This is a genomic window from Actinocatenispora rupis (genome assembly GCF_016861975.1).
GTDB lineage: Bacteria > Actinomycetota > Actinomycetes > Mycobacteriales > Micromonosporaceae > Actinocatenispora > Actinocatenispora rupis.
This window is the reverse complement of the sequence record NZ_BOMB01000021.1, coordinates 192,306-213,988: the sequence shown is the minus strand read 5'-3', so window position 1 is coordinate 213,988 and position 21,683 is coordinate 192,306. Positions and strand designations below refer to the sequence as shown.

The following is a 21,683-nucleotide window of genomic DNA, read 5'->3' as shown; positions in this document are numbered from 1 at the left end:
AGGACCAGCCATGGACTTCGGGTACGGCGAGCGCGCGACGGCACTGCACCGCGCCGCCGAACGGTTCCTGACCGACCACGTACTCCCCGCCGAACCCGAGTTCGCCGCGCAGGCCGCCGCCGCACCCGACGTCTGGGACGCCCCGCCCGCCATGGCCGGACTCAGGGCGAAGGCCCGGGAACTCGGCCTGTGGAACCTGTTCCTGCCCGACCCCGACCTCGGCGCCGGACTGTCCATTGTGGAGTACGCGCCGATCGCCGAACTGTCCGGGCACAGCCCGCGCATCATGCCCGAAGCCATGAACTGCTCCGCCCCCGACACCGGCAACATGGAACTGCTCGCCATGTTCGGTACCGACGAGCAACGCGCCACCTGGCTGGAACCGTTGCTGCGCGGGGAGATCCGCTCCTGCTTCTCCATGACCGAACCCGACGTCGCCAGCTCCGACGCGTCCAACGTCACCACCCGCATCGAACGCGACGGCGACACGTACGTCGTCACCGGCCACAAATGGTGGTCCTCCGGCGGCATGAACCCCCGCTGCCGCATCGCGATCGTCCTCGGCGTCACCGACCCCGACGGGCCACGCCACCGCCGGCACAGCATGATCCTCGTCCCCCTCGACACCCCCGGCGTCCGGATCCGCCGCGCCACCACCGTCTTCGGGTACGACGAGCGCACCCACGGCGGCCACGCCGAGATCGAGTACGACCAGGTGCGGGTGCCCGCCGGCAACCTGCTCGGCGGCGAGAACGAAGGCTTCGCCATCGCCCAGGCCCGCCTCGGCCCCGGCCGCATCCACCACTGCATGCGACTCATCGGCATGGCCGAACGAGCGCTTTCCCTGATGTGCCAACGGGTCCGTACCCGCACCGCGTTCGGCCGACCGCTCGCCGACCAGGGTGTCATCCGCGACTGGATCGCCGAAGCGCGCATCCGCATCGAACAGGCCCGGCTCCTCGTCCTCAAGACCGCCTGGCTCATGGACACCGTCGGAAACCGGGGCGCCGCAACCGAAATCGCCGCCATCAAGGTCGTCGTACCCGAGATGGCCGGCTGGGTCATCGACCGCGCCATCCAGGCGTACGGTGCGGCCGGGGTGTCGGGCGACACGCCACTCGCGGAACTGTACGCGCACGCCCGGACGCTGCGGATCGCCGACGGGCCCGACGAGGTGCACCGGCGGACCGTGGCTCGACAGGAACTCGGTCGGTACTAGACGGGGTTGCGCGCGGGCGGGTTTCGCGCAGACGGGTTGCGCGGGCGGGGTTGCGCGAGCCGGACTGCGCGGGCGGGGGCTGTGCGTGGTCGGGTTGCGGGGCTGCAGAGTCAGCGCCAGGCCGCTGGTCACGCCGCCGGCTGCGGGTCGAGATGGGTGAACCCGTTCGGCTCGGTCAGCACACCGCCGGCTCCTGGTACCCGCGGGCGCACGGGGTTGCGCGCGAGCCGGACTGCGGGCGAGCCGGACTCCGCGCGCGGGCTCCGCGTGGGCGCGGGGCTTGGTGTGGGCGCGGGGCTCCGCGTGGGGGCTGCGCGTGGGCGCGGGGCTGCGCGTGGGCGCGGGGCTGCGCGTGGGCGCGGGGCTGCGCGTGAGCAGGTGACTGCGCGTGGGGCGGTTGACGAGGTGGCGCGCTGGTTTTGTGCCGCCTTTTGTTTGTTCAATTGTCTCATTGTTCAACTGTTCAATTGTTGAACAATGAGACAATTGAACAGTTGAACAATTGGACAATCCGCGGCTAGTTGATCTTGCCGCCGACGGCGCCACGCTCACCGCAGTGCCGGAAGCGCGCCCCGACATCGGCCTCGCCAGCAGCGGCGCCCACCCGGCGCCCGCCTCCCGGAGAACCCAACCGCACTCAGCCCCACGACCCACCACCCGCCACCCCGGCCGCCCCCGACGAACCACACACCCCGGACTCACCGCACCGCAGCCACCTCCCCCCGCAGTACGGCAATGGCAGTGTCCGGGTCGTCGGCGTGGAACCGTACGCGCGTGACTTCGGCCGGTCGCCCGAATGGCCGCACCACGCCCACCGGGCCGTCCAATTCGAGCAGGATCGATGTCTGCCCGGCGACGGCGACGACGGCGACACCGTCGGCCACCCGTACTGCACCGCGTTCCCCGTACTCGCGGACGCGTCGTACCGAGGCGATTCGGGTGCGCGGGACGCGCAGGTCGAAGAACACGCCGTACCGGATGCGTATCTCGTCGGTCGTGACCACGTGCGGTCGGGTGACGCAGCCCGCGATGACGGTGACCCCGATGAGCACGCCGTACGCGTCGAGGATCAGCAGCGGTGTCCGTACCGCCACGGCGACACCGAGTGCGCGGAGCAGCAGTTCGACGGCGACGAGTTCGGCGACGGACAGCGCCAGGAACGTGGCGAGCAGCGCCGTCTGCGTCTTCGAGTACGTGAGGGCGACGGCCCCGCGCGGAACACCGTGCCGGCGCCCGGTGACCCAGAGCCCGAGACTGACGATTCCCTTGCTGTCAAAGCCGATCAGCCGCCGCACCGCCACCGGCACAACCCGCTGGTACACCCGCATCAGGCTCGCGACCGGCCGCCCAGCCCCCGATCCGCCGCGCATGAGCACCCTCTTCGGCGGAGTCCATCGGCGCCACCCCGCCGACGCTCCACGCACCACCCGGCGACACCAGCGCGTCGCGGTTCGCCGCACCGTCATGGCGTACCGCCGGACAGGTGGCGGAAGACGGCGGCCTGGGCGGGGCCGAGTTCGCGGGACAGTTCGTCGAGCCAGGTACGGCCGCGCGGGTCGCGCATGGCGGCGAGGAGTTCGGCGGGCAGGCAGTCGGCGAGGTCGGTGGCGAGTACGGGGACGCGGGGGTCGGTGGGGTCGGCGTCGGCGAGGTCGTCGAGCCGGGCGTACAGGTCGGGCAGGCGGGCGGCGATGTCGGGGTCGGCGAGTGGTTGGAGAAGTGCGGTGAACGCGGCGCGTTCGGCGGGTGCGGCGCCGGTGTCGATGAGGGCGAGCATGTCGCGGTCGAGTGCGGCGGACGGTGAGCCGGCGACGGGCAGGCCGCGGAGTACGGCGGCGAGGTCGGGTGAGACGGCGGCGTCGGGGTCGGGTTCGCCGGCGGCGAGGAGGGCGGCGAGCCGGTCGCGCTGGGCGCCGATGGCCTCCTGTTGCCGGGCGAGGTCGGCGTCGAGTTCCTCCAGTACTTCGCGGAGCTCGCGGCCGCGGTCGTCGGCGAGTACGTCGCGGACCTCGTCGAGGCTGAGCCCGAGTTCGGTGAGCCGGCGTACCCGGGCGAGTTCGACGGCGTCGCGCAGCCGGTACTCGCGGTATCCGTTGCCGAGCCGGGTCGGTTCGGGCAGCAGGCCGAGGTGGTGGTAGTGGCGCACGGTCCGGGTGGTGACCCCGACGAGTGCGGCGAGTTCGCCGATTCGCATGTGTCCAGTAGAGACGTTGACGTCGCGGCAGGGTCAAGAACGGTGCGGGCCGGCGCTACGCTCGCCGGATGACCGAGCCGATCACGGTACGGCCCGCGGTGCCGGCCGACGCGGGCGCGGTGGCCGACGTGCACCGGGACGCGCGTGCCGCGACGATGCCGTACCTGCCGCCGCAACGGCGTACCCGGGAGCAGGTGGTGGCGTGGGCGGAGGCGCTGATCGGCGGCCCGGTCACGGTCCTGGTCGCCGTGCGGGGCACCACCGTCCTCGGGTACGCGGCGCTCGACGGCGACGTCCTCGACCACCTGTACGTGCGGCCGGACGTGCTGCGGCGCGGTGTCGGCAGCCGGCTGCTCGCGGCGGTACGGCGGCGCGCGCCGGGCGGGTTGCGGCTGCACGTGTTCGAGGCGAACGTGGACGCGCGCGCGTTCTACGCCCGGCACGGTTTCACGGTGGTCTCCCGGGACTGCGACAACATGGAACGGCTGCCGTCGCTCACCCTCCGCTCGACCCGAGACAGTCCACAGTGGACTGTCGGTACGACGGAGTGAGCACAATGGACGACCGGCGACGGGACCGGGGGGCGGCCGTGGCGGCGGCCGTCGGGCGCTGGATCCGGCCCACCGTCAGGGATCTGGCCCTCGCCGACTACGCCGCGGTGGCGCTCGACGCGGTGAACAGTCCGGAGATCCGGGTGGCCGCCACCGAGCTCCTGGACGACCCGCGGCCTGCCGAGCTGCTGTACCGGAGCTGCGTCGACAACGCGGAGCGGATCCTGACCGGCGCCGGGATCACGTCCGTGGGGGTGAACTGGCGGGGCCGGCCGATCCCGCTCGACCGCGACCCGGTGCAGGTCGTCCTCGCGCAGACGGGCGCCGCGCTGGTGACGATGCTCGCCGTCGCCTCCGCCGCGGTCCTCGTCGTACTCCGGGCTCCGGTGTCGGTGCCCGGTCTCGTGACCGTCCCGGCGGTCGTCCTCGCTGTCGTCGTGGCCCTGGCCGTACGGGCCCGGGTGGTGCGGCTGCTCACCCGGCTCGGCCGGGCGGACGGCACCCGCTGGCGCACCCGGGTACGCGAGGAGGCGGTGCTGCCGTACCTGCGGGAGTACCTGAACCGGCGGGCGACGGACGGGCAGGTGCTGGCGTTGCGGCACGTGCCGGGCCTGGGCGCGGCGGACGGCATGTCGCGGGTGGTGGACCGGCGGGTGATCGACACGACCCGCGAGCTGGTCAACGACCTGGACTCGGGCGCGATCGCGGTGGCCGGCTCGCGCGGGGCGGCAAGACGACGCTGCTGCGGGTGCTCTGCTCCCCCGAGTACGCGAGCCCGGGGTCGCCGGATCTGCGGGTGCTGGTGTCCGCGCCGGTCGACTACGACGCGCGGGACTTCCTGATCCACGTGTACCTGCGGCTCTGCGAGACGGTGCGCGACCTGACCGGCCGCCGTCGCCGGCTCCGGATCGTCCCCGCCCTGTCGGTGCTCGCGGGTCTCGCGCTGGTCGGCTGGCAGCTCGGGTGGCCGGAGGTGGCGCCACCCCGCCCGACGGTACGGGAGGGGCTGCTCGCGCTGGGGGTGGCGCTGGTCGCCGCGGGCCTCGGGTACCGGCGGCTGGTGCGGCGGCGGGCGGACGACCGGGGCCGGTCGCTGGCGGAACGGGCCCGGCACCGGCTGGAGCAGCTCCGCTACGTGCGGACGTACACGACGGGGCACAGTGTCGGGGCGTCGGGCGGTGGGCTGGAGTGGGCCCGGAGTACGGGCCGGCAGTTGGCGGAGCAGCCGCTGACGCTGCCGGAGCTGGTGGCGAGCTACCGGGAGTTCGTGGAGGCGGCGACGGCGTGGTGGCGGCGCCGGAGCCCGACGGGCCGGCTCGTCGTCGGCATCGACGAGGTCGACCGGATCGCCGATCCGGCCAAGGTGGAGCGGTTCGTCAACGATCTCAAGGCGATGTTCGGCACCCGCGACTGCGTGTACCTGGTGACCGTGTCGGACGAGGCTCTGTCCAGTGTGGAGGGTCGGGCCCGGGGCGCCCGGACGGCGCTGGACTCGACGTTCGAGGAGCTGGTCCGGGTACCGGCGATGGATCTGCCGACGGCGGTGGCGCTGGTGCAGCGGCGGGTGGTGGGCCTGCCGTACCCGTTCCTGCTGTTGTGTCACTGCCTGGCGGCCGGGCTGCCGCGGGAACTGATCCGGGTGGCGCGGCGGATCGTCGCCGCGCGCCGGGAGACCCGCCGCAACGAGCTGGCCGCGATCGCCCGGCACGTGCTGCTCGCCGACGCCCGCGCCGCGCACGCGTCGCTGCTGTCGCCGTTCGCCGCGGTCCCCGGCGCCGACGCGCTGCTCGCGCTGCCGGACGGCGCGGCCGGGCCGGCGGACGTCCTGCGCGGCCTGCGTACCGACGAGCCGGAGCTGGCGGCCGCGGTCGACCGGCTGGACGCGGGATGGCGGGTGACGGCGACGCTGCTGGACGTGTTCAGCCGGCGCGCCGACGAGGTGGCCGCGCTGTTCGCCGCGCCGCCGGAGACGCCGCCGCCGGCGGACCCGTGGCTGTCCGCGCTGCGCCCGTACGAGGCGGGCGAGGGCCGGATCGGCTTCTCCTACAACGGGATCCGGTACGAGCAGGACGCCAGCGGCGGGTACGTCGGGGTCGACGAGGCGGAGTCCGGACCGCCGCCGCCACCGCCCGACCCGCGTACGGCGCTGCTGCCGGCGATCGGCGAGCTGTTCGAGCCGCTGGTGGCCGCGCGGGACGCGGCGTGGCGGCAACCGGACCGGGCCCGTGACGCGCTGGCCCGCTTCACCGACCGCGCCGGCTCCGGCGCCCTCCGGGTCGATCCGCGATCCGTTGGTACGCAAGGGAAACGGGAAGGACCACCGGTGGTCCTCCCCGTTCCGTGACCCGCCGCCGCGCGCTCGGAGACGACCCGGGCGTACGACGGTGGGTCCGACGCGGCCGACTCCGGCCGCGGTCGCGGAGTCGCGCGCCGTCCCGCCGGTGGACGGATCCGCCGGCCGGAACCGCCGGTCAGGCCACGGGGATGCCCTTCTCGGCGGCGATCGCGGCGAACGCCCCAGCCAGGTCGGCCAGCTCGCCGCCGTCCGCGTCGTACGCGAGGATCGGCGGCACCACCTCGGGGCGCTCGGTCATCAGGTCGGCGAACAGCATCAGCAGCGCGTGCCGCACGGTCGGGTCCGGGTGCGCGACGGTGCGCTCCGCCATCGTCCGGTACCGGTCGTCGGGCGTGGTCGGCATCCCCCGCAACCGCCGGATCAGGTACTGCGTGGCGAGCCGGTGCAGCGCGCGCAGCGCCTCCGCCGGTTCGGCCGGGTCGTCGGCGGTGAGGACGGCGAGCATCGCGTCCTCGGTGACGACCGGGAGTACGCCGGCCAGCGCCTCGGCGGTCGCCGCCACGTCGGTGCCGGACGGGCCGGCGACGCAGACGAAGCGCACGCCGTACCGGCCGGACTCCATCCACAGCGCGGACGTGTCGCCGTTCTCCCAGCCGACCTGGCGCATGGTGGCGTACCCGGGCGGCGTGTCGGCGGTGCGCGGCCAGCCGCGGCCGCTGGCGTACCGGTCGAGGTCGGCCAGCTCGGCGCTCTCGGCCAGTACCAGGGTGCGTTCGTGGGCCCACTGGTCGTCGGTCACGACTCGTCCTCGTCCTCGTCCTCGTCGTCCTCGTACTCGTCGCCGGTGGCCCAGGTGGGTACCGGTTCGCCGGCGTCGTCGATCATGACGGGCTCGTCGCCGAAGTAGTCGCCGAACGCGTTGAACGTGTCGGGGCCGAACCCGCCGGCCTGGATCAGGTCCACGACCGCGGCGCGGCGCTGCGGGTCGGTCTCCGCCGCGAGCGCCTCGTACAGCAGGAAGTGGTGCCCGTACCAGGCGGCGGCGCGCACGGTCGCGTCGCGTACCTCGGACTCGGGGTGGCGGGCGAACTCGCGCAGCCGGGCGACGGCGCCGAGGTCGTCGTGCCGCAGCGCGTACATGACGCGGACCATCTCGCCGACCTGCCCGGCCGGTACGTCCGGGGCGAGGTTGTGCGCGAGCGTCTCCTCGGTGCCCCAGGTGAACCCGGTCAGCGCGCCGATCACGTCCAGCGGCAGGTCCACCGGGTACGCCGTGTCGAACTCGGCGTTGAGCCGCTCGACGGTGGCGCGGTGGCTGGCCGGCGTCGGCTCGTACCGCACGGCGGCGCACACCACCTCGCGGGTGTGGATCTCGACGCTCAGGTACGACTGGGACTGCATGGTCCGCCACGTCATCGACGGCACCCGGCCGAGCCGCTGGGTGAGGCTGCCGCGCGAGACGCCCATCATCTCCAGCGGCTTCACGAAGCCGATGTCGGTACGCAGCGGGTCGTCCACGTACCGGCTGCCCCAGGCACCCTGCATCGTGTACGCCACCATCAGGAAGTACCGGTCGAGGTCGTGGCCGTTGATCTCGGTGAACTCGCCGCTGTACACGTTCGGCACCTCGACGTCGTGCGTGTAGCCGAGGAAGCCGCGGGCGCTGGCGGGCAGCCCGGTACGGAACAGGTCCCGCCGCGGGAACGTCGAGGACAGCACCTCACGCAACCCGTCCGCGGTCGGCGCCACCTCCACCCACAGCCACGCCGGGTAGTAGCCGGCGAGCGCGCACCACAGGCCGCCCTTCTCGTCGGCGTACCAGTGCACGTCCTGTTCGAAGCCCATCAGCCGCGCCGTCACCGACGGCCCGGTACCGACGAGGAACCGCCCCGCCCGCTGCGCGCGGTCGTACTCGTCGCGGCCGTGTGGCACGATCGTCCGCGGGCTCTGGTCGAAGTCGTCGCCGAGGTCGTCCGCGGGCCGGAACGCCCCGGGGTCGAGCCAGTCGATGCCCAGCTCGGCCCCGGGTTCCGCGAGCGACCCCCACCACTCCGGCGGGGTGTACGTCATGCGTGCCTCACTGCGCCTTGGCGATGCACAGGATGAAGTCGTCCTTCGTACCGGTGCCGTCCTGGGTCAGCGTCTCGGTCGCGTCGGTACTGTCGCACGCGCTGTCCGCGGTCGTGTAGTTGACCCGCAGCAGCACCTTGTACGCGCCCGGGTCGGTGCACTGCGCCTCGCTCACGTCGTTCGAGCCGTTCTCGATCGTGAGGCAGTCGCCGGTGTGGTAGCCGTCGAGGTCCGAGTTGACGTCGCCGGTGGTCGGCGCGGTCGGCGTGGCCGAGTCACCGGACGACGAGTCACCGGACGCCGAGGTCGACGTGTCGTCCTTGCTGAAGTACGCGGCGGCGCCGCCACCGCCGCAGCAGAGTACGAGGACGCCGACGATGATCAGGATGATCATCGGTGCCTTGCTCTTCTTCGGCGGCGCCGGCGGCGGGGGCATGCCGGGCGCGCCCATCCCGGGCGGCGGCGGCATCCCCGGCCCGTTCTGCTGCGGGTACGCCGGGGGTTCCTGGCCCGACCAGTGCGGCTGACCGTCGGGGGCGGGGCCGCCGGTCGGCGGGATCGTCGACATGGTTCTCCTGGGTTCTGCGCGCTCGTGGCACGCGGTGTGCGTTGACGGCGCCGCCCACCGCTCTCGGGGAACGACAGGCAGCCGTACCGCACGGTCGCCCGCCGGTGCGGCGGTGCTCTCCGTACGCTGCCGGGTGGCACGCGGGGGCCACGGGGATCGGCCGGACGGCGCGCAACAGAAAGTAGTCATCGGCGCCGGGCGACGCAAAGCACCATATCGCCCAAAAGCCGCGTCGTATGGCGGCTGTATGGCGCAACCATGGCGTACCGGTCGCTCCGTGACGGGCCGGTCGCGTACCGGTTGCCGCTCCGGTTGATCACGCCGTCTACCCTCCGTACACCTGGCGGAGAAACACGTGCGGCCGAACGACACGGGGACCGGCGGCGCGGCGACGAGGGAAGTGGAGCGGCGTGAGGTACCAGGTGCTCGGTCCCCTGCTCGTGTGCGACGACGACGGGAGCCCGGTCCGCGTCCCCGGCCGGCACGCCCGCACGGTGCTGGCCGTCCTCCTCTTCCACGCCGGCACCGCGGTACCGGTGGAGAAGCTCACCGAGGCGCTGTGGCACGGCACGCCGCCCGCGTCGTACCAGGCGAACCTGCAGAGCTACGTGTCGCGGCTGCGCCGGGTGCTGCCGGCCGGCGCGATCGAGCACACCGGCGGCGCGTACCGGTTGCGGGTGTCGGCGGCGGAGCTGGACCTGACCGCGTTCCGGGACACCGCCGCCGACGCCCGCCGGTACGCCGCGCGCGGTGCACACGCCGCCGCGGCCGACCGGTTCCGCGCCGCGCTGGCGATGTGGCGGGACACGCCGCTCGCGGGCCTGCCCGTACCGGTGCTGGCCGGGGAGATCACCGCGCTGGAGACCGACCGGCTGGTACTCGTCGAGGACCGGCTCGACGCGGAACTCGCCGCGGGCGGCGGCCCCGAGCTGCTCGGCGAGCTGCACGCCCTGGTCGCCGACCACCCGCTCCGGGAACGCCTGCGCGGCCAGCTGATGCGCGCCCTGGCCCGGGCCGGTCAACCCGCCCGGGCCCTCGACGTGTACGCCACCGGTCGAGACCGGTCCGTGGACGCGCTCGGCGTCGAGCCGGGGCCGCAGCTGCGCCGGATCCAGGTGGAGATCCTGCGCGGCGAGACCGTTCCGCCGCAGTCCGGCGCGTTCCCGGTGTGCCAGCTGCCGCCGGACGTCGCCGACTTCACCGGCCGGGCCGACCGGATCGACCGGTGCGCCGCGGCGCTGACCGTACCGGGGCGTGCGGTGCCGCTGCTCGTCGCCGCGGGTGCGCCCGGCGTCGGCAAGACCGCGTTCGCGCTGCACGTCGCGCACCGGGTACGGGACCGCTTCCCGGACGGGCAGCTGTTCGTACGGCTGAGCGACGACGCGGGCGCCGCGCGCGACGCCTCCGACGTACTCGGCGAGCTGCTGCCGGCGCTCGGCATGCCGGCGCAGTCCGTACCGGACGGGTTGGCGGCGCGGACCGACGCGTACCGGGCGCGGCTGTCCGACCGCCGGGTCCTCGTCGTCCTCGACGACGCGCACGAGGCGGCGCAGGTCCGACCCCTGGTCCCCGGTACGGCCGGCTGCGCGGTGCTGGTGACGAGCCGGCTGCGGCTGGCGGGGCTGGAGTCGGCGCGGGTCGGCACGCTCGAACCGCTCGGCCCGGACGAGGCGACCGCGATGCTGGCGACGCTCGCCGGGGCGGAACGGGTGGCCGCCGAGCCGGCCGCGGCGGACCGGATCGCCCGCGCCTGCGGCTACCTGCCGCTCGCGCTGCGCATCGCCGGCGCCCGCCTCGCCGGCCGTACCGACTGGACCCTGGCGTACCTGGCGGACCGGTTGGCGCGGCACCGGCTGGACGAGCTGGCCGTCGCCGGGCTGACCGTGCGGGCGACGCTCACGGACAGCTACGCCGGGCTGGGCGCCACCGAGCAGCGGGCGTTGCGGCTGCTGGCCGAGTACGGGCCGACGGACTTCGCCGCGTGGAGTGCCGCGGCGCTGCTCGGCCGGGACGACGCCGACGCCGTACTCGACCGCCTCGTCGACGCGCACCTGCTGGAGCCGGTCGGCGCGGACGCCGCCGGCCAGCCGCGGTACCGGATGCACGACCTGTTGCGCGACTTCGGCCGGGAGCGGGCGGCGGCCGAGGAGGAGCCCCGGCCGGACCACGGGGACGCGCTGCGCCGGCTCGCCGACACCGCCGTACGGCTGGCTGCCGCGGCGACGACGCAGATCCCCGACTCGCCGTTCGACCCGTGGGAACCGGTGCCCGAGCCGCCCGCCACCCTCGCCGACCACCTGGTACGTCCCGCCGAGCGGTGCGGCACCGACTGGCTGACCGCCGAGTACCACTATCTGACGTCGCTGGTGTTCCGGGTCGCGGCGGTCGACCTGTCGCTCGCGGTACGCCTGGCCGCGCGGATCACCGGCCTGCTGCGGCGGGACGGCCGCGCGCACGAACTGTGGGCGCTGCACGAACGGCTGCGCCGGGCCGCGACCGCCGCCGGCGCGACCGTCGCCGCGCTGCACAGCCGGTTCACCATGGCGCAGGCGGACACCCTGCGCGGCCGACTGTCCCGGGCGCTGGGCGAGTTCGAGGAGTGCGCGCTCGCCGCCCGCCACCACGACGCGGAGGTACTACTGGGCTGCTGCCGGATCGCGCAGGCCGCGTTCCTGCCGACCGTACGTGGCGCGCACGCGCACGCCGAGGTACTGGCGCGCGAGGCGGTCCGGATCTTCACCGGGCGCGGCGACCGGCGTCGTACCGCGGCGGCGTTGCGGGCGCTCGGCCTGGCGCTGAACGAGAACGGCCGCACCGCCGAGGCCGCCGAGGTGATCGAGCGGGCGTACCGGATCTGCACGGAGCTGGACATCGACGGGCTGATCGACCCGATGCTGATGCAGCACGTCCTGAACGCGTACGTGCCGATCCAGCTGGCGCTGCGCCGGCCGGAACCGGCGCGGGAGGCGGCGGAACGCGGGGTGAGCCTGGCCCACCGGATCGGCGACTACGAGGGCGCCGCGGCGATGCGGTCGCAACTGTCGCTGGTGGAGGCGGCGCTCGGCAACCGGGCCACCGCGGTACGACTGTTCACGGAGGTACGGGACGTGACGCGGGCCGCCGGCAACGAGATGGCGGTCGCGCTGATGACCCGGAACCTCGCCGCCGCGGCGATCGGCGCGGGCCGGCCCCGGGAGGCCGCCGACACGCTGCGCGGCTGCCTGGCCGAGTTCCGCCGGCTGGGCAGCGGCCGCCCGCTCAACGAGACCCGGTACCTGCTGGCCGAGGCGCTGCGCCGGTCCGGCGACGACGCGGCGGCGGGCGCGGTACTCGCGGACGCGGACGAACCCGTCGGGTACGGCGCGGAGCGGATCCGGATCCTGCTCAGCCTCACGCGCCCGGCGGACGTGCGGGATCCGGCCACCGCGACCGGCGGCTGACCGATACGTCCACAGTGGACGGTCTCAGGTCTCCCCGCCGAGATCGATCACGTACGCCTCGTACAGCAGGTCGGTGCCGCGGCGGTGGTGCCGGTCGATGGTGCGCAACGCGACCGCGGCACCGACCGGCGGCCGGGTCGTCGCGGTCTCCGCCAGTACCCGGGCCAGATCTGCGAGGTCGACGCCGATCCGCGGATGCTCGCGCAGCAACCGCTCGACCGGCCCGGCCAGCCGGGGCGCCGCGGCCACGAGTTCCGCGTACCGGCCGCCGGGGCCCTCGGACGCGGCCACGTGCGCGCTGAACGCCTCCCGCAGCGCGTCGAGCGTTCCCGCGGCGCGGTTCCGCCAGCCCGGTCCGGCCGGCGCGCCGACCGCTTCCTCGAAGTCCCGGATCCGCGCGTACAGATCGGCGTCCGTCGAGGATCGGCGCGGTGCCGTCGTCGCCATGACACACCTCCCGCCCTGCCCCGCTGGGAGTGTTCACCCATCGTGACCAGCCACGAGACCGCCTGTCGACCCCCCGAACGGATGGACCCCCACGCGGCACCGACCCTGTGGTACGACAACGCAGACGCTTCGGGAGGAGCTGTGATGCCGGACGGATACCGCGGGGTCTGCGCACCGGACGTACCGGACGCGGTGCGGCGGCGACTCAGCGACGCCGGCCCCGACCCGGCGACCGTACTGCTGGCCGCGGTCGTCGCCGTGCTCGCCGGCGTCGCCGGTACCGCCGTGCTCGTGTCGGGCGCCCGGCCGGACGGCGCGTCGCCGGTGTTCGGCGCGGTCGTCGGCGGCGGCGGGCTGCTGGTCGCGCTCGTCTCCACCGCCCTCGCCGTACGCGGGGCCGCCGCACTGCGCCGCCGGCGTACCGCGGAACGGGCCGGGTGGTACGTGTCGGCCGGGTCGCTGGCCGAGCTGGCCGCGCGCGATCCCGCCGCCGGTGACCTGGTGGCGCAGGCACAGGCCGCGGTCGAACGGATCCGTTGCGCCGCACCGGGTACGCCGGCCGCGGCAGTGGACGGGGTGGCGCTGCGGCGGATCGAGTGGTCGGTGGTGGAGGCGGCGCGCGCGCCGGCGGACGACGCCGGCCGGGCGCGGCTGGCGGCCGAGGTGACCCGCCTGACCGAACTCGCCGAGTCGGCCGGCGGGCACGGCGTGGAACCTGCGCCCGACGGTACGGCTCCGGTGTCCCGGCTCGCCGACGAGCTCGACCGGGCGGGCCTGATCGCCACCGAGATGCGGCGATTCGCCCACGGCGACAAGGAAACCACCGACTGAGGTGGTCCTGGACCATCCACCCACAGATCGCCCGGCGCATGGCAGGATCGCACCCTCTGACCGAACCGAGTACCGAGGAGTGGCCATGACACCGGGGAACGGCCTCCTGGTCATCGAACGGATCCTGCGCGACCGGGCCGGCATCTGGCAGCAGATCGTCGAGGAACGCGACCTGAGACGGTTGTCGGGGCAGATGCTGGCGTCGTCCGCCATCGCGCTCGCCGCGTACGGTGCGGTGCTCGGCGCGTCGAGCGGTTGGCAGCAGGCGGTCTCGTCGGCGGTGAAGCTGCCGCTGCTGTTCCTGATCACCCTGGTGATCTGCCTGCCGACGCTGTACCTGTTCAACCTGGTGTTCGGGTCGCGGCTGTCGATCCGGCAGGCCGTCGCGCTGGTGTCCACCGCGGTCACGGTGCTGTCCATGCTGTCCGTGGCGTTCGCGCCGATCAGCCTGTTCTTCCTGATCACCGCACCGAACTACGCGTTCTACAAGCTGCTCAACGTCGGCATCCTCGTCCTCACCGCCATTGTCGGGTTGCGGTTCCTGGTCGCCGGCATGCGCGCGATGAACATCGCCGCCAACCCGCTGCCCGAGCCCGCGCCGCAGCCCACACCTCAGCCCGTCCCGGTACCGCAGCCGGAACCGGTCGCCGTCGGCGCCGGTGCGGCGCACCCCGCCGCGCAGCAGCCCCACCCGAACGGCACGGTGCCGGTGCCGATGCCGCACCCGGCCGGGGCCCGGCCCGTACCGCAGCAGAAGTCGGCGAGCATGGGCCTGCTGTACGTGTGGATCGTGGTGTTCGGCTTCGTCGGTACGCAGCTCGCGTGGACGCTGCGCCCGTTCGTCGGCAGCCCGGGCGAGGGCTTCGCGCTGTTCCGGCACATCGAGGGCAACTTCTACGTCGACATCGTGCGCACCCTCACACACCTCTAGATCCCCTGGTACGCAAGCGAAAGCGGCGCCGACCCAGCCGGGCCGGCGCCGCTTCGTACACTGTGGACAGTGTTGGGTCAGTGTCCGGGCGGGGGTGTCGCGGACGCCGAGGCGAGGCCGGGCGGCGCCGCGTCGAGCGCGGCGAGCAGCGCGCCCGCGAGCGCCCGCGCCGACTCCTCGGTCAGCTCCACCGCGACCCGCGCGCCGGCACCGAGCGCCGGGTTCAGGAAGTCCACGTTCACCGTGTGGCCGAACGGCGCGTGCACCGGATGGTCCACGTACACGCTGGCGTCGGTGACGGGGAACCAGCCCTGCGCCCCCTTGCCGCTGCCCTCCATGTCCGCCTTGACGGTCAGGTAGGTGCACATCAGACGAGATTCCTCCGGAAGAAGTCCAGGATCTTCGCCCAGCCGTCGACCGCGGCCTCCGGCCGGTAGTTCGGGCGGTCCGCGCCGAAGAAGCCGTGCCCGGCCCCGTCGTACCGGTGGAACTCGTGCGGCTTGCCGAGGCGGGTCAGCTCCGCCTCCAGCTCGTCGACGTTCTCCGGGGACGGGTAGCGGTCGTCGTTGCCGAACATGCCGAGCACCGGGCACGACAGCTTCGGCGCCTGGTCCACGACCGGGGTGACGGCCAGCGGGAAGTCGTCCGGCACGGTGCCCGTGACGAACGCCCCGTAGCAGTCGACCGCCGCGTCGAGGTCCAGGTTGCAGGCCGACAGGAAGGCGTGCCGGCCACCGGAGCAGTGCCCGATCACGCCCACCTTGCCGTTGCTCGACGTCATCTCCCGCAGGTACGCCGCGGCGCCGGCCACGTCCCCCACCAACCGCTCGTCCGGTACTCCGCCCGCCGCGCGGACGAGCGCCGCCGCGTCGTCCGGGGACGCGCCGGGCGCCTCGCGGGAGTACAGGTTGGGGCACAGGACGAGGAAGCCCGCGTCGGCCAGGCGCCGCACGTACTCCTTCGTCTCGCGGTCGTACCCGGGCAGGTGGTGGATGACCACGACCGCGCCGTACGGCCCCGGGCCGAGCGGACGCCCCAGGTACGCCTCGATCCGGTCGCCGCCGTGCCCGCCGATGGTGACGGTCTCGGCCTGCGTCGCGTCGTACATTGCTTGCTACACCTCGGTTTCCGCCTGTTCGCGGGTGGCCCACTCGGTGTGGAACGTGCCCGGCCGGTCGACCCGCTGGTACGTGTGGGCCCCAAAGTAGTCCCGCTGCCCCTGTACGAGCGCGGCGGGCAGCCGCTCGGCGCGCAGCCCGTCGTAGTACGCCAGGGCGGAGGAGAAGCCGGGCACCGGGATGCCGAGCCGTACGGCGGTGGCCACCACGGAACGCCACGAGTCCTGCGCGTCGCGTACCGCGGCGGCGAAGCCGGCATCGGTGAGCAGCGTCGGCAGCGCCGGATCCGCCGCGTACGCCGCGCGGATGTCGTCGAGGAAGCCGGCGCGGATGATGCAGCCGCCGCGCCAGATCGTCGCCACCGCACCGAGATCGATCGGCCAGCCGTACTCCTTGGCGCCGGCCTGGATCTGGTTGAAGCCCTGCGCGTACGCGACGACCTTGGAGGCGTAGAGCGCGCGCTCGATGTCGGCGGCGAAGTCGGCGCCGCCCTCGATCGGCGTACGCGCCGGGCCGGGCAGACCGCGCGCCGCGTCCCGCAGCGCCGCGTCACCGGACAGCGACCGGGCGAACGTGGCCTCCGCGATACCGGTCACCGGGATCCCCAGGTCCAGCGCGGTCTGCACGGTCCAGCGGCCGGTGCCCTTCTGCTCCGCCCGGTCCGCCACCACGTCCACGAACGGCTGGCCCGTCGCCGCGTCGGTGTGCGCCAGCACCTCCGCCGTGATCTCGATCAGGTACGAGTTGAGCCGGCCGGAGTTCCAGCCGCGGAACACCTCCGCGATCTCCGCCGGTGAAAGCCCCGACGCGTGCCGCAGCAGGTCGTACGCCTCGGCGATGAGCTGCATGTCCGCGTACTCGATGCCGTTGTGGACCATCTTCACGAAGTGGCCGGCGCCGTCCGGGCCGATGTGCGTGCAGCACGGCGTGCCGTCGACGGTCGCGGCGATGTCGGTCAGGATCGGCCCGAGCGCCGCGTACGCCTCCGCCGAGCCGCCCGGCATGATGCTCGGCCCGTGCAGCGCGCCCTCCTCGCCACCGGACACGCCCGTACCGACGAAGTGCAGGCCCTTCTCGCGCAGCGCCTGCTCCCGGCGGCGGGTGTCGGCGAAGTGCGCGTTGCCGGCGTCGACGATCATGTCGCCCGGCTCCAGCAGCGGCGCGAACTCCTCGATCACCGCGTCCGTCGGCTGGCCCGCCTTCACCATCACGACCAGCTTGCGCGGCCGGGCGAGCGCCGCCACGAACTCCTCCGCCGAGTACGTCGGCACGAACGTGCCCTCGTCCCCGTACCGCTCGACCAGGTCCCGGGTACGGCCCTCGGTCCGGTTGTGCAGCGCCACCGTGTGGCCGTGCCGGGCCAGGTTCCGGGCCAGGTTGCGGCCCATCACGGCAAGTCCGGTCACACCGATGTTCGCCTCTGCGCTCATGTTGTCGTGCCTCTCGACTTCTCTCGACTGGAGGACTGCCGTGGCCGCGCCCCGCGGTACGCCACGGCCGGGCGACCGCGGTCGCCCGGGAAGACGGGGCCCGGCACCCCCGGACGGCTCCCGCCGGAACGGCGGGCGCGTCGGTCCGCGGCCCCTGACGTCGATGTCTGCGGCGACCCTACCCAGCGGCGCCGGCCCGGCGGAGAATCTTCCCATGATCCGGGTCCGTACCGGTCAGTCCAGGTGGAAGATCTCCACCAGCGGCGCCATCTGCTCGTCCGGCCGGTCGCCGGTGGTGAAGTAGCCGGCCATCTCCCGCTGCCAGCGGGCGTTCACCTCGGTCGCGTCCATCGCCGCCTGCGCCGCGGCGAAGTCGTCCGTCTCCAGGTACCCGACGAGCAGCCCGTCCGGCCGCAGGAAGATCGAGTAGTTGCGCCAGCCGGCGGCCCGCAGCGCGTCGAGCATCGCCGGCCACACCGCCGCATGCCGCTCCCGGTACTCGTCGAGCCGGTCCGGTCGTACGGTCAGGACGAAACACACGCGCTGCACGGCGCCACCTCCAGCTCGACCCGTACCGGCGGCGCCGGCGGGCGTCACTCCTCGATCGACGCAAGGTACGCGTCGGCCGCCTCCGGTGTGAAGAAGAAGTGCTGGAAGTCCGACGGGTCGCTGAAGCCGTTGACGAACCGGTCCGCGGTCGGCGTGTGCGTGGTGGCCTTCATCAGGATCCTCGCCGCGTGCTCCGGCATCTCGCCGAGCATGCCGTTGGTCCACATGGTCGCCCACTGCCCCGACGTCTCCCAGAAGTCGGCGAACGTACGCTCCATCCACTCCCGGTCGAACGGCTTGTCGCCGTGCGCCACGATCGCCGCCAGGTACGCCGCGGCCATCTTCGCCGCACCGTTCGCGCCCTGCCCGGTGACCGGGTCGTTCGAGATGACGACGTCACCGGCGCCGAGCACGAGCCCACCGGACGGCAGCTGCGCCACCGGCCGCCGCACCACCGGCGTGTACCGGCCGGACAGGGTCGCCTTGCCGTCGGTCAGCTCCACGTTGTCGCACCGCTCACCCAGCCACGGCGCGTACTCCCGGGCCTGCTTGACCATCAGCGACAGATGCTCGTCGGGCGGCAGCCGCTTCTGCCAGATGTCGGCCGGGCTGCCCGGCACCGCCTCGAAGAAGAGGATGTCGCACTCGCCGGACAGCGTGTACCCCGGGATCGCGAACATCTCGCCCAGGCCCGGGATCCCGTTGAACGCCCCGCTGCGCTCCGGGTACGACGGGTTCGGCGCCAGCCCGTGCACGTACGCCACGGACAGGCCGCGCTGCGGCACGGTGAACGGCGACCGGTCCACGTCCCGGTCGAACAGCGCGGTCAGCTCACCCTTGCCGGCCGCCACGATCGTCAGGTCGTACCGCAGGAGCGCGGTGAGGCCGTCCAGGTCGCCGGTCGTGACGCCCTGGTAGATGACCGTGCCGCCGCGCTCCTCGAACAGTTCCAGCCAGGCCGGGAACTTGACCCGCTGGTCCGTCGACTGACCGGGCGAGTTCAGGTGGGCGATGATGCTCATCGCCATCGTGCCGGGCGGCATGGCGACCGCGATGTGCATGCCGTTGATCTTCGGCGCCGGGTCGTCCCACAGGTTCAGGCCCTGCGCGCGCTCGGTGTTCAGCGCCTGCTCGAACATCGCCTGGGTGGACGTCGGCCAGCCGGCACGGATCTCCTCCGGCGTCCGGGCCGACATGATCGTCACCTCGTAGCCGGCGGCCAGCAGCCCCAGCCCGAGCTGCAGCCCGCACTGGCCGGCGCCGACGATCAGGATCCTGCGCATTCGACTAAAACCTCTCCTCGCGCGCCGGCGTCACTGCCGCGCGGTCGACGACATGGTGTGCTCGACGACGCCCACCAGGGCGCGCGCCACCGCACCGGGCTCACGTACGTCCGCGGCCAGCAGCGGCACCTCCGGCGACAGCGACAGCGCCTCGCGTACGTCGTCGAGGTGGTGGGTCTGCCGGCCGTGGAACAGGTTGACGCAGACCGCGAACGGCACGTCGGAGTCCTGCTCGAAGTAGTTGACCGCGGCGAACGAGGCGTCCAACCGCCGCGTGTCCACGAGTACCAGAGCGCCCATCGCGCCCCGGCACAGGTCGTCCCACATCGGCCAGAACCGGGCCTGCCCCGGCGTACCGAACAGATAGAGCACCAGGTCGTCGGCGATCGCCCGGCGGCCGAAGTCCATCGCGACCGTCGTCGTCCGCTTGTCGATGCCCGGGTCCAGGTGGTCCACCGGCTCGGACGCGGCGGTCATCCACGCCTCGGTGTTGATCGGCGGGATCTCCGAGATGGCGGACACCAGCGTCGTCTTCCCGACCCCGAACCCGCCGGCCACCACGATCTTGGCCGAGGTCGGAACCGTACCGTCAGTTGGCACCGTTTCCCCTTCAGGCGAGCCGGAGCAGGCCGTCACGGACCCTCTCCAGCAGGTTGCGGTCGTACGGCGAGTCGTACGTCTCGGGGTGGATGCGCACCCGGTCGCTCGCCGCCAGGTCGCCGAGGATCACCCGGGTCACCCCGAGCGACACCCCGCACGACGCGGACAGCTCGGCCACCGACCGCGTCACCCTGGCCTGCTCGTACAGGCCGCGGGCCTCGGGCAGCAGGCCGCCGGCGAACGCCGCGTCGTAGTACGGCACGGAGACCAGCGTGTGCACGAGCAGCCGGTGCCTCACGTGCGTCCGCCCGCCGGTCAGCAGGTACGGCCGGACCTTCCAGTGCGTCGCCACGACTCCCTCGATCCCTTGCCGGTCCAACTACCGTGCCGAGACGCCGGTGCGTACGTCCGGCGTGAGCACGTGCCCGACGCTGCCCACGAACTGCGTCATCTGGTACGCCACCACCCGTAGGTCACAGCTCGCGTCCGCGACCACCGCCAGCCCGGCCGACTCGCTCACCCGCATGAACAGCAGATGCCCGCGCGGCAACCGGATCGTGATGTACTCCGAGTCGCCGAGCGACAGCAGCGCCGCCGTACGGTCCGCCATCGACAGCAACCCGGCGGTCAGCGCCGCCATCTGGTCACCGAGATCCCGCGACAGCGACCGGGACGAGACGAGCTGCAACCCGTCCAGCGACACGATCAGCGCGTGCAGGACACCCGGCACCTCCCCGGTGAACTGGTTGACCAGCCACTCGAAGTCGGCCGGGGTGCTCGCCTTGTCGGCGGATGTGCTCATTCACGCCTGCCCTTCGTGGCGTTGTTCGTCCTCGGCCCCGGCGGCGAACGCCGCCACGTCCTCGTGCCACGGCCGCCGGTCCGCCGGTACCGGCAGCGCGGGCACCTCGACCGTCTCGTCCGCCGGTGGCGTACCGCGCAGGCTCGCCTTGACCCGGCGCGGCAGTACGGGTGCGGCCCGCGGCGCCTCGCGTTCGTGCGGCCACACGTCACCGGGCGGGGCCGCCGGCGCGTCCGCGACCCGTACCAGATGCGGGCGGTCGGACGCGGACGGCGCGGCGTGCGGCGGCGCCGCCGCGGAGGGGATCTCGCACAGCAGCGCGGACGGCAGCAGCACGGTCGCCGTCGTACCGCCACTCTGCCGGGCGGTCAGGCTGACCCGCAGGTGGTGCGCGGCGGCGAGCCGGGCGACGACGGGCAGGCCGAGCCGCCCGGTGTCCGGCCGGCCCGGCAGCTCACCGGACAGCAGCGCGTTCAACGCGGCCAGATCCGCCGGCCGTACGCCGAGACCGGTGTCCTCGATCCGGACCAGTACGCTGCCCTGCTCGGTCAGGTGCGCGGACACGGTGACCGGCGTGTTGGGCGGCGAGTACCGGGTGGCGTTGTCGAGCAGCTCGGTGACGACCCGCATCGCGTCGTCCGCGGCGAACTCCACCACGGCGAGGTCGGCGATCCGCCCGAGCTGCACCCGGTCGTACTGGTCGATCGCGGAGGCCGCCGCCCGGATCACGTCGAGCAGGCCGGTGACCTGCCGGTCCGCGTCCTCGACCGGGCGGCCGGCCAGCACCTGCATGTTCTCGGCGTGCCGGCGGATCCGGGTGACCGCGTGGTCGACCCGGTACAGCCGGTCGAGCCGCGCCGGGTCCTGCTCGTCGTGCTCCATCGACTCAAGCTGACCGGCCGTCTGGTAGACCGCGGACAGGATCCGCAGCGACAACTGTTCGAGTACGCCGGACCACTGCCGCGCGGCGTCGTCGGCCGGGCCGCGGCCACCGACCGGCACCGGGTGCCGGGTCGGCGGCGGGGCGACGGGCCGGAGTGCCGCCGGGTCGTCCACCGTCGGGGCGGTCGGATCCAGCCACCGGGCCAGCCGCCGACGCGTACCGCCGAGCATCGTGCGCCGTTCGCGCCGCATGGATCTCCTCATTCGACAGCAAATCCCGTTCCGTCGTCGGATTGTCCACGATGACGGACACGGGGCGTCAGTTAATCATTGCGGGCGCGAAACCTCAACGAGCGGGGGTGTACGGCGTTGCGCTGTCGGGACAGGCCCGGCAGGCTGCCGGCCCGGCGGGCCCACCGGCCGGGGACCGATCAGCGCCCGCGACGGCCCGGACAGCCGGTGTTCCGCCCGT

General features: G+C 73.6%; 22 protein-coding genes. 7 read left to right on the top strand and 15 right to left on the bottom strand.

The window, feature by feature from the left end; genetic code table 11:
- The first annotated feature begins 10 nt into the window (after positions 1-10).
- Positions 11-1,219, top strand: a complete 1,209-nt coding sequence (locus Aru02nite_RS18925; RefSeq protein WP_203659440.1) for an acyl-CoA dehydrogenase family protein — start codon at positions 11-13, stop codon at positions 1,217-1,219.
- Positions 1,220-1,917: 698 nt separating this feature from the next.
- Here the strand turns inward: Aru02nite_RS18925 and Aru02nite_RS18920 are convergent.
- Both Aru02nite_RS18920 and Aru02nite_RS18915 read right to left on the bottom strand, forming a co-directional pair.
- Positions 1,918-2,541, bottom strand: a complete 624-nt coding sequence (locus Aru02nite_RS18920; protein WP_203659438.1) for a hypothetical protein — start codon at positions 2,539-2,541, stop codon at positions 1,918-1,920.
- A 140-nt stretch (positions 2,542-2,681) separates the two neighbouring features.
- Positions 2,682-3,413 (bottom strand): MerR family transcriptional regulator, encoded by a 732-nt coding sequence (locus tag Aru02nite_RS18915; RefSeq protein WP_203659436.1) that lies wholly within the window; start codon positions 3,411-3,413, stop codon positions 2,682-2,684.
- A 68-nt stretch (positions 3,414-3,481) separates the two neighbouring features.
- On the opposite strand from Aru02nite_RS18915, the gene Aru02nite_RS18910 reads away from it, so the two are divergent.
- From Aru02nite_RS18910 to Aru02nite_RS18900, 3 genes are read left to right on the top strand one after another with little or no spacing between them, the layout of a single operon-like run.
- Positions 3,482-3,964: a GNAT family N-acetyltransferase gene (locus tag Aru02nite_RS18910; RefSeq protein ID WP_203659434.1), complete on the top strand. Its 483-nt coding sequence runs from the start codon at positions 3,482-3,484 to the stop codon at positions 3,962-3,964.
- Positions 3,965-3,969: 5 nt separating this feature from the next.
- On the top strand, positions 3,970-4,806 hold the full coding sequence (locus Aru02nite_RS18905) for a hypothetical protein (RefSeq protein ID WP_203659432.1): 837 nt from the start codon (positions 3,970-3,972) through the stop codon (positions 4,804-4,806).
- Complete coding sequence (locus tag Aru02nite_RS18900) at positions 4,713-6,308, top strand: hypothetical protein (RefSeq protein ID WP_203659430.1); 1,596 nt, start codon at positions 4,713-4,715, stop codon at positions 6,306-6,308. The genes Aru02nite_RS18905 and Aru02nite_RS18900 overlap by 94 nt, the downstream gene beginning before the upstream one ends.
- A gap of 127 nt (positions 6,309-6,435) precedes the next feature.
- Here Aru02nite_RS18900 and Aru02nite_RS18895 read toward each other — a convergent pair whose 3' ends face one another.
- Genes Aru02nite_RS18895 through Aru02nite_RS18885 form a run of 3 tightly spaced genes read right to left on the bottom strand, consistent with a single transcriptional unit; the run spans position 6,436 to position 8,898 of the window.
- The gene (locus Aru02nite_RS18895; RefSeq protein WP_203659428.1) at positions 6,436-7,059 is read right to left on the bottom strand and encodes a hypothetical protein; all 624 of its coding nucleotides are present in this window, start codon (positions 7,057-7,059) and stop codon (positions 6,436-6,438) included.
- A complete protein-coding gene (locus Aru02nite_RS18890; RefSeq protein ID WP_203659426.1) occupies positions 7,056-8,330 on the bottom strand; it encodes a HEAT repeat domain-containing protein in 1,275 nt (424 codons plus the stop codon). The genes Aru02nite_RS18895 and Aru02nite_RS18890 overlap by 4 nt, the downstream gene beginning before the upstream one ends.
- A gap of 7 nt (positions 8,331-8,337) precedes the next feature.
- Positions 8,338-8,898, bottom strand: coding sequence for an LppU/SCO3897 family protein (locus Aru02nite_RS18885; protein WP_203659424.1), 561 nt, complete (start codon positions 8,896-8,898; stop codon positions 8,338-8,340).
- A 410-nt stretch (positions 8,899-9,308) separates the two neighbouring features.
- On the opposite strand from Aru02nite_RS18885, the gene Aru02nite_RS18880 reads away from it, so the two are divergent.
- Positions 9,309-12,338 carry an AfsR/SARP family transcriptional regulator gene (locus tag Aru02nite_RS18880; RefSeq protein ID WP_203659422.1) on the top strand — a complete coding sequence of 1,010 codons (3,030 nt, stop codon included), beginning with the start codon at positions 9,309-9,311 and terminating at the stop codon, positions 12,336-12,338.
- A gap of 24 nt (positions 12,339-12,362) precedes the next feature.
- Here the strand turns inward: Aru02nite_RS18880 and Aru02nite_RS18875 are convergent, their stop codons facing one another.
- Complete coding sequence (locus Aru02nite_RS18875; protein WP_203659420.1) at positions 12,363-12,785, bottom strand: hemerythrin domain-containing protein; 423 nt, start codon at positions 12,783-12,785, stop codon at positions 12,363-12,365.
- Positions 12,786-12,929: 144 nt separating this feature from the next.
- Between Aru02nite_RS18875 and Aru02nite_RS18870 the strand changes: the two genes are divergently transcribed.
- The gene (locus Aru02nite_RS18870; RefSeq protein WP_203659418.1) at positions 12,930-13,616 is read left to right on the top strand and encodes a hypothetical protein; all 687 of its coding nucleotides are present in this window, start codon (positions 12,930-12,932) and stop codon (positions 13,614-13,616) included.
- Positions 13,617-13,701: 85 nt separating this feature from the next.
- A complete protein-coding gene (locus Aru02nite_RS18865) occupies positions 13,702-14,547 on the top strand; it encodes a hypothetical protein (RefSeq protein WP_203659416.1) in 846 nt (281 codons plus the stop codon).
- Positions 14,548-14,624: 77 nt separating this feature from the next.
- On the opposite strand, the gene Aru02nite_RS18860 is transcribed toward Aru02nite_RS18865, so the two are convergent.
- The 9 genes from Aru02nite_RS18860 to Aru02nite_RS18820 all read right to left on the bottom strand — a co-directional run bounded on the left by Aru02nite_RS18860 (position 14,625) and on the right by Aru02nite_RS18820 (position 21,463).
- Positions 14,625-14,915: a DUF6295 family protein gene (locus tag Aru02nite_RS18860; protein WP_203659414.1), complete on the bottom strand. Its 291-nt coding sequence runs from the start codon at positions 14,913-14,915 to the stop codon at positions 14,625-14,627.
- Positions 14,915-15,655, bottom strand: a complete 741-nt coding sequence (locus Aru02nite_RS18855; RefSeq protein WP_203659412.1) for a dienelactone hydrolase family protein — start codon at positions 15,653-15,655, stop codon at positions 14,915-14,917. The genes Aru02nite_RS18860 and Aru02nite_RS18855 overlap by 1 nt, the downstream gene beginning before the upstream one ends.
- A gap of 6 nt (positions 15,656-15,661) precedes the next feature.
- Entirely contained in the window at positions 15,662-17,095 is a 1,434-nt protein-coding gene (gene gnd / locus Aru02nite_RS18850; RefSeq protein WP_203659410.1) for an NADP-dependent phosphogluconate dehydrogenase, read from the bottom strand.
- Between the two features lie 234 nt (positions 17,096-17,329).
- Complete coding sequence (locus Aru02nite_RS18845; protein ID WP_203659407.1) at positions 17,330-17,644, bottom strand: L-rhamnose mutarotase; 315 nt, start codon at positions 17,642-17,644, stop codon at positions 17,330-17,332.
- Between the two features lie 44 nt (positions 17,645-17,688).
- The gene (locus tag Aru02nite_RS18840; RefSeq protein WP_203659405.1) at positions 17,689-18,927 is read right to left on the bottom strand and encodes a styrene monooxygenase/indole monooxygenase family protein; all 1,239 of its coding nucleotides are present in this window, start codon (positions 18,925-18,927) and stop codon (positions 17,689-17,691) included.
- A 30-nt stretch (positions 18,928-18,957) separates the two neighbouring features.
- Positions 18,958-19,527, bottom strand: a complete 570-nt coding sequence (locus tag Aru02nite_RS18835; RefSeq protein ID WP_203659403.1) for a GTP-binding protein — start codon at positions 19,525-19,527, stop codon at positions 18,958-18,960.
- Between the two features lie 10 nt (positions 19,528-19,537).
- Positions 19,538-19,879, bottom strand: coding sequence for a DUF742 domain-containing protein (locus Aru02nite_RS18830; protein ID WP_203659401.1), 342 nt, complete (start codon positions 19,877-19,879; stop codon positions 19,538-19,540).
- A 27-nt stretch (positions 19,880-19,906) separates the two neighbouring features.
- Positions 19,907-20,329 carry a roadblock/LC7 domain-containing protein gene (locus Aru02nite_RS18825; protein WP_203659399.1) on the bottom strand — a complete coding sequence of 141 codons (423 nt, stop codon included), beginning with the start codon at positions 20,327-20,329 and terminating at the stop codon, positions 19,907-19,909.
- The gene (locus tag Aru02nite_RS18820; RefSeq protein ID WP_203659397.1) at positions 20,330-21,463 is read right to left on the bottom strand and encodes a sensor histidine kinase; all 1,134 of its coding nucleotides are present in this window, start codon (positions 21,461-21,463) and stop codon (positions 20,330-20,332) included.
- Between the last annotated feature and the right edge of the window lie 220 nt (positions 21,464-21,683).